Here is a 13,392-nt window from a genome sequence, read left to right as displayed (position 1 = left end):
CAAAATTGCAATAATTTGCCGGGTGTTGTAGGCCGGATAAGGCGCTTGCGCCGCCATCCGGCAACAGTGCCTGATGGCGCTGCGCTTATCAGGCCTACGTTCTGTAATGAGCGAAATTGCTAACCATTGCCGCTTTTTTTCTAAAAACGCTTTGTTCTTAGCCAGAATTTTTAATTCCTTTATCAAATTGTGCCGCAACGAAATACTGCCTCCATAACAAGACAGGAGAGCAGACAATCATGGCTATTTCATCGCGTAACGCACTTCTCGGTGCACTGGCATTCATCGCATTTCAGGCCCAGGCGGTGAACGTCACCGTCGCCTATCAGACCTCCGCTGAACCGGCCAAAGTGGCGCAGGCGGATAACACCTTTGCTAAAGAGAGCGGGGCCACCGTTGACTGGCGCAAATTCGACAGCGGCGCGAGCATCGTGCGTGCGCTGGCTTCCGGCGATGTGCAGATTGGCAATCTCGGCTCCAGCCCGCTGGCGGTCGCTGTCAGTCAGCAGGTGCCGATTGAGGTTTTCCTGCTGGCATCAAAACTTGGCAATTCTGAAGCGCTGGTGGTGAAGAAAAATATCAGTAAACCGCAAGATTTAGTGGGTAAACGCGTTGCGGTGCCGTTTATCTCCACTACCCATTACAGCCTGTTGGCGGCGCTAAAACACTGGGGCATCAAGCCCGGTCAGGTGGAGATTGTGAACCTGCAGCCGCCGGCGATTATTGCCGCATGGCAGCGCGGGGATATTGACGGCGCGTACGTCTGGGCTCCTGCGGTCAATGCACTGGAAAAAGACGGCAAGGTGTTAACCGACTCATCGCAGGTTGGCGAGTGGGGCGCACCGACGCTGGACGTGTGGGTGGTGCGCAAAGATTTTGCCGAGAAGCATCCTGAGGTGGTGAAAGCCTTTGCCAAAAGCGCGATTGATGCGCAGCAACCTTATATCGCTAATCCCGATGAGTGGCTGAAGCAGCCGGAGAATATCAGCAAATTGTCGCGTTTAAGCGGCGTGCCGGAAGCGGATGTGCCGGGACTGGTGAAAGGTAACACTTACCTGACGCCGCAACAGCAGACTGCCGAACTGACCGGACCGGTGAACAAAGCGATTATCGACACCGCGCAGTTCCTCAAAGAGCAGGGCAAAGTCCCCGCCGTCGCGACAGATTACAGCCAGTACGTTACCGATCGCTTCGTGCAATAAAAGGAGGCGCTGATGCTGCAAATCTCTCACCTCGCAGCCAGCTACGGTGGAAAACCGGTGCTGGATGATATCAACCTGACGCTTGATAGCGGCGAACTGCTGGTGGTACTCGGGCCTTCCGGCTGCGGCAAAACCACGCTGCTAAATCTGATTGCCGGGTTTGTGCCGTATCAGCACGGCAGCATTACGCTGTCAGGTAAGAAGGTGGAAGGTCCGGGCGCGGAACGCGGGGTGGTATTCCAGAACGAAGGTCTGCTGCCCTGGCGTAACGTGCAGGATAATGTGGCCTTTGGTCTGCAACTGGCAGGGGTAGAGAAAGTGCAGCGTCAGCGTATCGCCCAGGAGATGTTGCAGAAAGTAGGGTTGGACGGTGCAGGAAAACGTTTTATCTGGCAGCTTTCTGGCGGCCAGCGCCAGCGTGTTGGTATTGCCCGGGCGCTGGCGGCCAATCCACAGCTCCTGCTGCTCGATGAACCGTTTGGTGCGCTCGACGCGTTTACCCGCGAGCAGATGCAAACTCTGCTGCTGAAGTTGTGGCATGAGACGGGTAAACAGGTGCTGTTGATTACGCACGATATTGAAGAAGCGGTGTTTATGGCGACAGAGCTGGTATTGCTGTCGCCAGGCCCGGGCCGGGTACTGGAGCGTCTGCCGCTGAATTTCGCCCGGCGCTTTGTGGCCGGGGAAGCGAGCCGCAGTATTAAGTCCGATCCGCAGTTTATTGCCATGCGCGAGTACGTGTTAAGCCGCGTCTTTGCGCAACGGGAGGCATTTTCATGAGCGTGGTGATTAATGATAAACCGCGACAGCGCACGCTGAACTGGCGCTGGCCGTTTTCACGTCAGATAACGTTAAGCCTTGGTACGCTGGCCGTCATTCTGGCGGTGTGGTGGACGGTGGCAGCGCTGCAATTAATCAGCCCGCTGTTTTTGCCGCCGCCAGGGCAGGTTTTGCAAAAACTGCTCGTTATTGCCGGGCCACAGGGATTTATGGATGCCACGCTGTGGCAACATTTGGCAGCGAGCCTGGCGCGAATTGTTATCGCCCTGCTGGCCGCCGTGCTGCTGGGCGTCCCGGTTGGGATCGCGATGGGCCTGAGCCCGACGATGCGCGGCATTCTCGATCCGATCATTGAATTATACCGTCCGGTTCCGCCACTGGCCTATTTACCGCTGATGGTGATCTGGTTTGGTATTGGTGAAACCTCCAAGATCTTGCTGATCTACCTGGCGATTTTCGCGCCTGTTGCGATGTCGGCGCTGGCCGGTGTCCGCAGCGCGCAGCAGGTAAGAGTACGCGCCGCACAATCACTAGGGGCCAGCCGTGCGCAGGTGTTGTGGTTTGTTATTTTACCCGGTGCATTGCCGGAAATACTCACCGGGCTGCGCATCGGGCTGGGTGTCGGCTGGTCAACGCTGGTGGCCGCAGAGCTGATTGCCGCCACGCGAGGTTTGGGTTTTATGGTCCAGTCCGCCGGTGAATTTCTGGCAACGGATGTGGTGCTGGCGGGGATCGCGGTAATTGCCGTTATCGCCTTTATTTTAGAACTGGGTCTACGCGCGCTTCAACGTCGTCTGACGCCCTGGCATGGAGAAGTACAATGAGTGAACGTCTGAGCATTACCCCGCTGGGGCCGTATATTGGCGCACAAATCACCGGTGCGGATTTGGCGCGCCCGCTGAGCGATAACCAGTTTGAGCAGCTTTATCACGCCGTACTGCGTCACCAGGTGGTGTTTCTGCGTGAGCAGGTGATTACGCCGCAACAGCAGCGTGCGCTGGCGCTACGTTTTGGCGATCTGCATATTCATCCGGTCTACCCGCACGCCGAGGACGTGGAGGAGATTATCGTGCTGGATACTCACAACGATAATCCGCCAGATAACGATAACTGGCACACCGATGTAACCTTTATTGACACGCCGCCTGCCGGGGCGATTTTAGCGGCGAAAGAGCTGCCATCAACCGGGGGCGACACCCTGTGGACCAGCGGGATTGCCGCTTTTGAAGCGCTCTCTGAACCGTTTCGTCAGTTGCTGAGCGGCCTGCGGGCAGAGCATGATTTCCGCAAATCGTTCCAGGAGTACAAATACCGTAAGACGGAAGAAGAGCACCAGCGCTGGCTGGACGCGGTGGCCAAACATCCCCCGTTACTGCATCCGGTGGTGCGCACGCATCCGGTAAGCGGTAAACAGGCGCTGTTTGTGAACGAGGGATTTACCACGCGGATTGTGGATGTCACGGAGAAAGAGAGCGAAGCGCTACTCGGGTTCCTGTTTGCGCATGTCACTAAACCAGAGTTTCAGGTGCGCTGGCGCTGGCAGCCTGACGATGTGGCGATTTGGGATAACCGTGTGACGCAACATTACGCCAATGCGGATTATCTGCCGCAGCGGCGCATTATGCATCGGGCCACGATTTTAGGGGATAAGCCGTTCTATCGTGCGTCGTGAGTTCCTGACCGGTGCCGATTGTGGGCCGGATAAGCGTAGCGCCATCCGGCACCGTGCCGGATGGCGGCGTAAACGCCTTATCCGGTCTACAAACCTAAATGCGGTCCGATATACCGCTGGTAGCGATTTGCCTTCAGATACGTTAAATCCACCAGTACCAGACCATCCACGCAGTTGTTAAAGTCCGGGTCGCTGCCAAAGTCGATAAACTGTACGCCACCTGGCTCGCACACTTCGGAATATTGCTTGTAGAGTGGTGGAATACCACAACCAAGGTTGCCGAGCAGCGACTTCAGCCGCGTCAGGTCTTCACTGTAATTTTCCCCGCCAAACTGCGCCAGTGCGTCGGGTAACGAGGCCGGGTACGGTCGGCGTGACTCCGCCAGCGGATGTGTTGCCGGAAACCACAGGCGATAAAAGGCAACCAGCAAATCGCGGGCCGAGGGCGGTAGCCCACCAGAAATAGAAACCGGGCCAAACAGGTAGCGATAGTGTGGATGGCGCGCCAGATACGCGCCGATACCGGACCACAGATAGTCCAGGCCGCGGCGTCCCCAGTAGCGTGGCTGAATAAAGCTGCGCCCCAGCTCAATGCCGTGCTGGAGGATATCGTCCATCCGTTCGTCGTAATGAAACAGGCTATAGCTGTAAATGCCGTCCAGCCCGCGCTTTTCCATCTGTAGGGCGGTTGGCATAAAGCGGTAGGCACCGACGATCTCCAAATCGTCTTCATCCCACAGGATCAGATGCAGGTAGTCATCGTCGTAACTGTCGATGTCGCGGCGTTTGCCGCTACCTTCGCCTACCGCGCGGAAGGCGATTTCCCGCAGACGGCCCAGCTCACGTAGCAACGGAACCTCTTCCTGACCATTACGCTGCCATAGATAGATAACCTTACCGTCTGCTGTACGCCCCAGGCACTCGGCCTGGTGTAGCTCGCGCTTGAGCAGGGCACGGGGTTCCGGGCGAGCGATCGCGCTTTCGGTTTTAAAGACGCCCGGCCGTCCTTTTCCCAGTAGCTGAACGTGTCGGTAGCACTTGTCTGTCATTTCTCGCGGCGTAGTTTGCGGGTTGCACCATGTCGTCCACGCAATTTGCTCGCCAATGGTCACCGGCAGGTTGCTGTTCCGGCGGCGAAACATCTGCTGCATTAACAACAGCATCGGCAGGTTTTGCGATACCAGTGCGCTGGCATAAAACAGCGTACTGTTGCGTGCCTCAATCCACGCAGGTAAGAGCGGTGCACGGTATTTGGCGGCGAGCTTAATAAAGCCGGAGTGCCATTTTTTATCGTGAATGCCGCGCCGGGTTATGCGCGAAACTTCACCGGCCGGGAAGAAGATCAGCACACCGCCGTTTTGCAACTGTCGATCCATCAGCTGTAGCGCTGCTTTAGCGGTGCGGCCATTGATATTATCCACCGGAATAAACAGCGAACTGAGCGGTTCGAGATGAGTGAGCATGCGGTTGGTGACGACTTTAACATCGCGGCGAACGCGAGAAACGGCGTACAGCAGGGCCAGGCCGTCGAGTGTGCCGGTAGGGTGGTTGGCGATGATAACCAGCGGCCCTTGTTCGGGAATTTGTTCCAGACTACGGACCGGAATTTGACAGTGAATGTTGAGATGCTCCAGCACCTGTTCGACGGTATCTAACCCTTTCAGATGGCGGTGACGAGCGGCAAACTGTTGGAATTCCTCTTCATGTAACAGTTTTCTCAGCACTTTTTTTTGCCACGGGGCGGGCCTCGCCTCTGGCCACAGGTCGTCGATGACATTGTCGAGACTAAACATAGCGGCTCCTCCTCTGTCCTTTTGTGACAGTAGAAGGGCGATGTGTCGGTTAGATGGCGGTTTTGTGACGTTTTATGATAAAACGCCCCGCAGTGCGGGGCGTTGAAAGGAATTAACGCAGGATTTTTTTCTCAGCCAGATCGAGTGCGAAGTAGCTGAAAATCAGATCCGCGCCAGCGCGCTTGATCGAGCCTAAGCTTTCCAGCACCACTTTATCTTCATCTACAGCACCCGCCATCGCCGCGAATTTGATCATCGCGTATTCACCGCTGACCTGATAAGCGCCAATCGGCAGCTCGGTGCGTTCGCGGATATCACGCAGAATATCGAGGTATGCGCCAGCCGGTTTGACCATCAGGCAGTCTGCGCCCTGGGCTTCATCCAGCAGCGATTCGCGAATCGCTTCCCGACGGTTCATCGGGTTCATCTGATAGGTTTTACGATCGCCTTTCAGCGCGGTGCCTGCGGCTTCACGGAACGGGCCGTAGAAAGAAGAAGCAAATTTGGTGGAGTAGGACATGATCGCCGTATCGGTGAAGCCCGCGGCGTCCAGCGCCTGGCGAATCGCCTGCACCTGGCCGTCCATCGCGGCGGAAGGCGCGATGAAGTCAGCACCCGCTGCGGCAGCAACCACCGCCTGCTTGCCAAGATTGGCCAGGGTTAAATCGTTATCCACGCCGTGCTCGCATAATACGCCGCAGTGACCGTGCGAGGTGTATTCACAGAAGCAGGTATCGGACATGACAATCATTTCCGGCACGGTCTGCTTACAGATACGCGACATGCGCGCCACCAGACCGTCTTCTTTCCATGCATCGCTGCCGGTGTCATCGGTGTGGTGGGAAATACCGAAGGTCATGACTGAGCGGATGCCTGCATTAGCAATGCGTTCAATTTCGCGTGCCAGATGCTTCTCTGGAATGCGCATCACGCCAGGCATGGCCTCGATGGCTTTGTAATCGTCGAGTTCTTCTTCAACAAAGATCGGCAACACCAGGTCATTTAAGCTCAGTGTTGTCTCTTCAAACATAGCGCGCAGCGCAGGTGATTTGCGCAGGCGGCGAGGGCGTTGGATTAGGTCTGTCATGGTATGCCTGATGTTTGTGAAATCGAAGGCCGTAGTATACCCGAACCTGAGGGCGGGTGGTTTACGAAAGTTGGCTTTATATTTGGATTTCCCGTGGCGAAAGGCTGAATCATTAGAGCAATTTATTTATATTCATTATTTTGTTTGTTTTTGTTTTTATTATTTTAAATGTTGATGGATTTATTTGTTTATCACGTAACATAACTCTCGCCTATTTATTTTTTATTTGTTTGAGTATTGGGTGGATTATTTGATAATTATATGCGTTAGATGTTGTGTGTTTTATATCTTGTTGAAAATATTTGTGTTTTTGTTTTATTGTTAAGACCTGGTTAATTCATGATGTTGTCCGATTTCGGACAGTGAGCAAAGAATAATTGAACCTTTCCGTTGTGAAACAGCATAATCGGCCCTGCGAAACATAAAATGTTTTCTTTGCATTGATAATTGATGGATCAACTATATTACGTCCCTGAGGAGGGATGACAAATGCACACTTGGAAAAAGAAACTCGTAGTCTCACAATTAGCATTAGCCTGCACTCTGGCAATCACTTCTCAGGCAAATGCTTCTACTTATGATACCTTTGGCTATGTAGATACCACCGAATCAATTTACAGTGATTCTGATTATCTGACATATGGCGGTTATGTTTATAACACGTCTGCCACTGACAGCGGCTATTATGACACCGTTTTCTCCGGTGACACCGTGAATGGCGTAATTTCTACCTATTACCTGAACTATGATGATTATGTAGCAGGTACCGCAAATACTGTGAGTCTTAATAACTCCACAGTGCATGGTATGATTACGTCAAAGCAGGTTCCTGGTTTCGGCGATGCTGCCACAGCGCACGACTGGATTGATGGTGATATCTTTACTCTGAATATTAATCACTCAAATATTGATGATGACTATGAAGGTTTTTATTTCACTGACACCTATCTGGATGCTGACGGCAAAACCGTCAAGTCAGACAACTACGAATACTCCGTTGCTAACTTGGGTACTGCAGTAACGTTGGACGTTGAAAGCAACATTAATATCAGCAACAACTCTCGCGTTGCGGGTATTACCCTGGAGCAGAACGACACCACGAATATTGCGTATACAACTGGCGCGACTCAGTGGGATAACAATATCACCGTTAATGACTCTACTGTAACTTCTGGTTCCTGGAATGAAGAAGAACAGCAGGGCGGTCATTTCGGTAACTCCGTTGAACCAAGTGATTACGGCAGCACAACTGGCATTTATACTCACAGCAATGACAACGCCTTAGAGTTTGATGATGGTGTTTCCGATTACCGTATGGTAAACAACGTTACTTTCAACAACTCGCAGTTGATGGGTGATGTTTATTTCAGCAGTACATGGAATGTCGATTTTGATCCTGATGGCCATCCGACCACTACTGACTCCAATATCTATACCCATGGTGGTTGGGCAGATGATGATCAGAACGTCGATCACCTGACGCTGACGCTGAATAATTCCAAATGGGTGGGTGGTGCATGGATCGACTACGAGCAAATTAGCCCATATTCCTTCTATGACGTAGCAGCGAATAGCTTGGATCCAGATGCAACACATTATGATAATTGGGGCCGTGTAGACAGTGCTGCATCGTTCCAGAGTGGTGTGTTTGATGTCGTTCTGAACAACGGTTCAGAGTGGGATGTTGCGAAAGAGTCTCGTATCGATACCCTAACGGCAGATAACTCCAAGGTTGATGTTGCTAATGGTGTTGCACTGACCTCTGACACTATCGCGCTGAACAATGCTTCTGCACTGAACATTGGCGAAGATGGTCAAGTTAGTACCGATCATTTAACTATCAATAGCTTCAGTACCGTAACTTTAGCTGATGATGTCGCCAGTGATTGGAGCAATAATGCACTGAATGCCAATACTATTACCGTGACTAACGGTGGTGTGCTGGATGTGCAGACCAGCAATACTGATGCTGCGAGCGTATTTACTACTGATACTCTGGAGCTGACCAGCGGCAACTATGTTGATAATGGCAACCGTGTTGTTTCTGGTGTCTTCGATATTAATAGTAATGACTATATCCTGAATGCCGACCTGGTGAACGATCGTACCTGGGATACCACTCAGGCTAACTATGGTTACGGTACTATCGCAATGAACTCTGACGGTCACCTGACCGTTAACGGTAACGGCGATATTAACAACGTTGATACCACGACCACTAACCAGAGCGGTGAAGCGGATAACAGCTCTGTTGACAACGTTGCGGCTGCAACCGGTAACTATAAAGTGCGTATCGACAACGCGACCGGCGCTGGCTCTGTTGCTGATTACAAAGGCAAAGAGCTGATCTACGTTAACGATGTGAATACCACTGCAACCTTCTCTGCAGCTAACAAAGCTGACTTGGGTGCTTACACCTATCAGGCACAGCAGCAGGGTAACACCGTTGTTCTGCAGCAGATGGAGCTGACCGACTACGCGAACATGGCGCTGAGCATCCCGTCTGCTAACACCAATATCTGGAACCTGGAACAAGACACCGTTGGTACTCGTCTGACTAACGCACGTCATGGTCTGGTTGATAACGGTGGCGCATGGGTAAGCTACTTCGGTGGTAGCTTCGATGCGGATAACGGCACCATCAACTACGATCAGGATGTTAACGGCATCATGGTCGGTGTTGATTCAAAAATTGATGGTAACAACGCCAAGTGGATTGTCGGTGCAGCAGCAGGCTTCGCGAAAGGTGATATGAGCGACCGTACCGGTCAGGTGGATCAGGACAGCCAGACTGCCTACATCTACTCTTCTGCTCACTTTGCCAACAACATCTTTGTTGACGGTAACTTAAGCTACTCCCACTTCAATAACGATCTGTCTGCTAACATGAGCAACGGTCAGTATGTCGATGGCAGCACCTCTGCTGATGCCTGGGGCTTTGGCTTGAAACTGGGTTATGACCTGAAACTGGGTGATGCTGGCTACGTAACGCCTTACGGTAGCGTATCCGGTCTGTTCCAGTCTGGTGATGACTATAAGCTGAGTAACGACATGAAAGTTGATGGTCAGTCTTATGACAGCATGCGTTATGAACTGGGTGTAGATGCAGGTTATACCTTCGCCTACAGCGACGACCAGGCGCTGACCCCGTACTTCAAACTGGCCTACGTTTACGACGATTCTAATAACGATGCTGACGTAAACGGTGACTCTATCGACAACGGCGTAGAAGGTTCTGCGGTACGTGTTGGACTGGGTACTCAGTTCAGCTTTACCAAAAATTTCAGTGCGTACACCGATGCTAACTACCTCGGCGGAGGTGATGTCGATCAAGACTGGTCTGCAAATGTAGGTGTTAAATATACCTGGTAAGAGCCTTTTTGCAGAGAAAATAAGGTAACTTACTCGTAATAATGCCCGTCACGGATTTGACGGGCATTTACTGCAAGGAGTGCGCACATGCTATCTACAAATAAACCGCTGGTGGAATTTGGGATGTTGGATAAATGTTTGTCTAAGTATGGCGAACATTTCGAATGTGATAGTAAAAAACAAATTATATATTCCCATGATATAGATGGTGATGACACTTTTATTATTTTAAGTGGTGTTGTTTCCCTGCGTAGAGGGGAAAACGTGCTGGTCGGGATTGCACAGGCGCCTTTTATTATGGGCCTTTCTGATGGCGTGATGAAAACAGATGTACAATACAGATTAATGACCGAAAGTAATTGTACGGGATATCATCTTCCTGCCTCACAAACAATTAATATCATTGAACAATACCAGCTTTGGCGGGAAGCTTTTTGCTGGCTGGCATGGCAAAACGCCATGCTCGAATTGCGCGATCTGCAGTTGATCGGTAACAACTCCTACGATCAGATTCGCGCGACGTTGATCTCCATGACGAAATGGGACGAGGTTCTGCGTTCGCGTATCGGCGTCATGAACTATATTCACCAACGTACACGAATTTCACGCTCAGTTGTCGCTGAGGTTCTCGCAGCATTGCGTAAAGGTGGATATATTGAAATGAATAAAGGCAAACTGGTGAGTATTAACCGTTTGCCTTTTGAGTATTGAATCAGGAGGCGGGGATCACTTGCGGTTTGTTGCCGCTCAGTTCGCTCACCAGATTGTTGATCCCGTCGCTCATATTGGTAAAGCGGGTCAGCGGGGAGCGGGTTACCACGACAAAGGCCCCGATGTTTTGCTGTGGGATCATCGCCATATAAGTAATGAAGCCACCGCCGCCACCGGTTTTTTGAATAATTCCTGGACGCCCATTCTTCGGCGCCATATAGACCCAGCCCAAACCTAGCGCATCGGCTCTGCCCGGAACATCCATCCCTATCACTTTGGTTAACTGCGTACGCTGATAAATCAGCGTCTGCATCCGGTCGGCCTGCTGGCTACGATGATAAAAATCAGAGGAGAGATACTGTTGCATCCAGCGCATCATATCGCCGGGCGTAGAATAGACGCCGCCGCTGCCCATGGCCGCCAGCGTATTGTTACACGGGCTGGCGCCTTTTTCCGCGACCATCAGGCGTGCGCACTGATCGGGGGACGGGGTAAAGGTGGTGTCTTTCATCCCGAGCGGTCGGGTGATTTTCTCTTCAAACAACTGCGGATAAGGTTTGCCGGACGCGGTTCCCAGCGCATCGGCCAGCAGGTCAAACGCCAGGTTCGAATAGGAAGCCTGCGAGCCAGGTGCGGCTTTTAGCGTTGCGGTAGAGAGATAGCTCCAGCGCTGTTCGCGAGTCGGCCAGACAAAGACCGGGCGTTTTGCCGCGCCGCCAGGCTGCTCGCGTGGCAGTGCGCTGGTGTGCGTCGCCAGATTCACCAGCGTGATAGGCGTTCCCTGATATGTCGGAACGCGTGCGCCTGGTGGTGCATATTTACTCAATGGATCGTTGAGTTTTACTGTGCCCTGATCGAGTAATTTTACTAACATTTCGCTGGTCATTAATTTGGTCAACGACGCGATGCGAATAACGGAATCCAACTGCGGGTGAACATTATTGCCGGGGCGCGTTTCACCAAAGCTACGAAACACGCGCTGATTACCATCAATCACCACAAGCGCCATCCCCGTAGCGCCGCTGCCGTAGAAAATATGATCGGCATACCGGTCGACGATGTCAGAGGCAAAGACGGGATCGGTTATAGGCTGTGCCGCCTGGACAGATGTCAATGACGCCGCACACAGCGCGGCAGAAAAAAGCAGACTACGTTTCAACGGTGGTGTCCATGAGTTAGAGGAAATAAAAGATGACGTGCGTATGCGTATTTATACTACTCGTTGGCATATTGCAAAGCGCTTATCAGCCAATGATAGTGGGAAAAACGTAACGATGAGTAAACGTGGGCTTTTCCCGGAGAGTGGATGTTCGCTTTTGTGATCTCACGCTGCAATAATCTGAACATGCCGGAGCGCTGTCGGTGTGAAAACCGCAGAAACAATTCTACAAAACCAGATAGCGAACTAAGTGCGCCGGTTCTGGTCACAATTGTCGGTTTCAGCTTGTGTTTATTGGGCGTAAGCCGTCTTGCCGCGGTAAACCACCGTGGCAAATGCACAGCAGTCGTCATAACGATAAGAAGTTAGCAGGAGAGCACTATGTTTAAGTCTTTTTTCCCAAAGCCGGGGCCGTTCTTTATTTCGGCATTTATTTGGGCACTGGTCGCTGTTGTATTTTGGCAGGCTGGTGGGGGAGCCTGGGTTGCACAGATTACCGGCGCATCGGGGGATGTACCGATTAGCGCGGCGCGATTCTGGTCACTGGATTATCTGATTTTTTATGCGTACTACATTCTGTGCGTTGGCGTGTTTGCGCTGTTCTGGTTTATCTACAGTCCGCACCGCTGGCAGTACTGGTCGATACTCGGTACCTCGTTGATTATCTTCGTCACCTGGTTTCTGGTTGAAGTCGGCGTCGCCGTCAATGCGTGGTATGCCCCGTTCTACGACCTGATTCAAACCGCACTCAGCACACCGCATAAGGTGAAAATTGAGCAGTTCTATCAGGAAGTGGGGATCTTTCTCGGGATTGCGCTGATAGCCGTCGTCATTGGCGTGATGAACAACTTCTTCGTCAGTCATTACGTCTTCCGCTGGCGTACCGCGATGAACGAACATTATATGGCGCACTGGCAGCATCTGCGTCATATCGAAGGTGCGGCGCAGCGTGTGCAGGAAGACACCATGCGTTTCGCTTCCACGCTGGAAGACATGGGCGTGAGTTTTATTAACGCGATTATGACGCTGATTGCCTTCTTGCCGGTACTGGTTACGCTTTCTGCGCATGTCCCGGATCTGCCGATTGTTGGACATATTCCTTACGGTCTGGTGATTGCTGCGATTGTCTGGTCGTTGATGGGGACCGGGCTGCTGGCCGTGGTGGGGATCAAACTGCCTGGGCTGGAGTTCAAAAATCAGCGGGTGGAAGCGGCGTACCGTAAAGAGCTGGTGTACGGTGAAGATGATGGTAATCGCGCGACGCCGCCGACGGTTCGCGAGCTGTTCCACGCGGTGCGTCAAAACTACTTTCGCCTCTATTTTCACTATATGTACTTCAATATCGCCCGTATCCTTTACCTGCAGGTTGATAACGTTTTCGGCTTGTTCCTGCTGTTTCCATCGATTGTTGCCGGTACGATTACGCTCGGTCTGATGACGCAAATCACCAACGTGTTTGGTCAGGTACGCGGCTCGTTCCAGTATTTGATTAATTCGTGGACAACGCTGGTTGAGCTGATGTCTATCTATAAGCGTCTGCGCAGCTTCGAACGTGAACTGGATGGTCAGGAAATTCAGGCTGTTACCCATACGCTTAGCTAACAAAAGGAGATGTT

10 protein-coding genes are annotated in these 13,392 nt (G+C 52.1%); 7 read left to right on the top strand and 3 right to left on the bottom strand.

Annotated elements, in window-relative coordinates; genetic code table 11:
* Nucleotides 1-239: 239 nt before the first annotated feature.
* Genes tauA through tauD form a run of 4 tightly spaced genes read left to right on the top strand, consistent with a single transcriptional unit; the run spans nucleotide 240 to nucleotide 3,654 of the window.
* Complete coding sequence (gene tauA, locus G8S19_RS17285; protein WP_101742679.1) at nucleotides 240-1,202, top strand: taurine ABC transporter substrate-binding protein; 963 nt, start codon at nucleotides 240-242, stop codon at nucleotides 1,200-1,202.
* Between the two features lie 12 nt (nucleotides 1,203-1,214).
* The gene (tauB, locus tag G8S19_RS17280) at nucleotides 1,215-1,982 is read left to right on the top strand and encodes a taurine ABC transporter ATP-binding subunit (protein WP_253685594.1); all 768 of its coding nucleotides are present in this window, start codon (nucleotides 1,215-1,217) and stop codon (nucleotides 1,980-1,982) included.
* On the top strand, nucleotides 1,979-2,806 hold the full coding sequence (gene tauC / locus G8S19_RS17275; protein ID WP_199944950.1) for a taurine ABC transporter permease TauC: 828 nt from the start codon (nucleotides 1,979-1,981) through the stop codon (nucleotides 2,804-2,806). Before tauB ends, tauC begins: the two co-directional genes overlap by 4 nt.
* Nucleotides 2,803-3,654 carry a taurine dioxygenase gene (gene tauD / locus G8S19_RS17270; RefSeq protein ID WP_048212474.1) on the top strand — a complete coding sequence of 284 codons (852 nt, stop codon included), beginning with the start codon at nucleotides 2,803-2,805 and terminating at the stop codon, nucleotides 3,652-3,654. The genes tauC and tauD overlap by 4 nt, the downstream gene beginning before the upstream one ends.
* 86 nt (nucleotides 3,655-3,740) lie before the next feature.
* Here the strand turns inward: tauD and G8S19_RS17265 are convergent, their stop codons facing one another.
* Nucleotides 3,741-5,447: a lysophospholipid acyltransferase family protein gene (locus tag G8S19_RS17265; protein WP_061067398.1), complete on the bottom strand. Its 1,707-nt coding sequence runs from the start codon at nucleotides 5,445-5,447 to the stop codon at nucleotides 3,741-3,743.
* Nucleotides 5,448-5,559: 112 nt separating this feature from the next.
* A complete protein-coding gene (gene hemB / locus G8S19_RS17260; protein ID WP_253685592.1) occupies nucleotides 5,560-6,534 on the bottom strand; it encodes a porphobilinogen synthase in 975 nt (324 codons plus the stop codon).
* A 489-nt stretch (nucleotides 6,535-7,023) separates the two neighbouring features.
* Here hemB and G8S19_RS17255 point away from each other — a divergent pair, with 489 nt between their 5' ends.
* Together G8S19_RS17255 and iprA are read left to right on the top strand one after the other, a co-directional pair.
* The gene (locus tag G8S19_RS17255; RefSeq protein ID WP_101742659.1) at nucleotides 7,024-9,906 is read left to right on the top strand and encodes an autotransporter outer membrane beta-barrel domain-containing protein; all 2,883 of its coding nucleotides are present in this window, start codon (nucleotides 7,024-7,026) and stop codon (nucleotides 9,904-9,906) included.
* A gap of 87 nt (nucleotides 9,907-9,993) precedes the next feature.
* On the top strand, nucleotides 9,994-10,617 hold the full coding sequence (gene iprA, locus G8S19_RS17250; RefSeq protein WP_048212470.1) for a hydrogen peroxide resistance inhibitor IprA: 624 nt from the start codon (nucleotides 9,994-9,996) through the stop codon (nucleotides 10,615-10,617).
* A gap of 1 nt (nucleotide 10,618) precedes the next feature.
* Here iprA and ampH read toward each other — a convergent pair whose 3' ends face one another.
* Complete coding sequence (ampH, locus tag G8S19_RS17245; RefSeq protein ID WP_101741824.1) at nucleotides 10,619-11,776, bottom strand: D-alanyl-D-alanine-carboxypeptidase/endopeptidase AmpH; 1,158 nt, start codon at nucleotides 11,774-11,776, stop codon at nucleotides 10,619-10,621.
* A 381-nt stretch (nucleotides 11,777-12,157) separates the two neighbouring features.
* Between ampH and sbmA the strand changes: the two genes are divergently transcribed.
* The gene (gene sbmA, locus G8S19_RS17240; protein ID WP_040232769.1) at nucleotides 12,158-13,378 is read left to right on the top strand and encodes a peptide antibiotic transporter SbmA; all 1,221 of its coding nucleotides are present in this window, start codon (nucleotides 12,158-12,160) and stop codon (nucleotides 13,376-13,378) included.
* Nucleotides 13,379-13,392: the final 14 nt, after the last annotated feature.

Origin of the sequence: Citrobacter sp. SX206, from assembly GCF_024181025.1 — a bacterium.
GTDB classification, from domain to species: Bacteria; Pseudomonadota; Gammaproteobacteria; order Enterobacterales; family Enterobacteriaceae; genus Citrobacter; species Citrobacter youngae.
The sequence above is the reverse complement of the archived record's forward strand: the minus strand, read 5'-3'. Positions and strand labels throughout refer to the sequence as shown.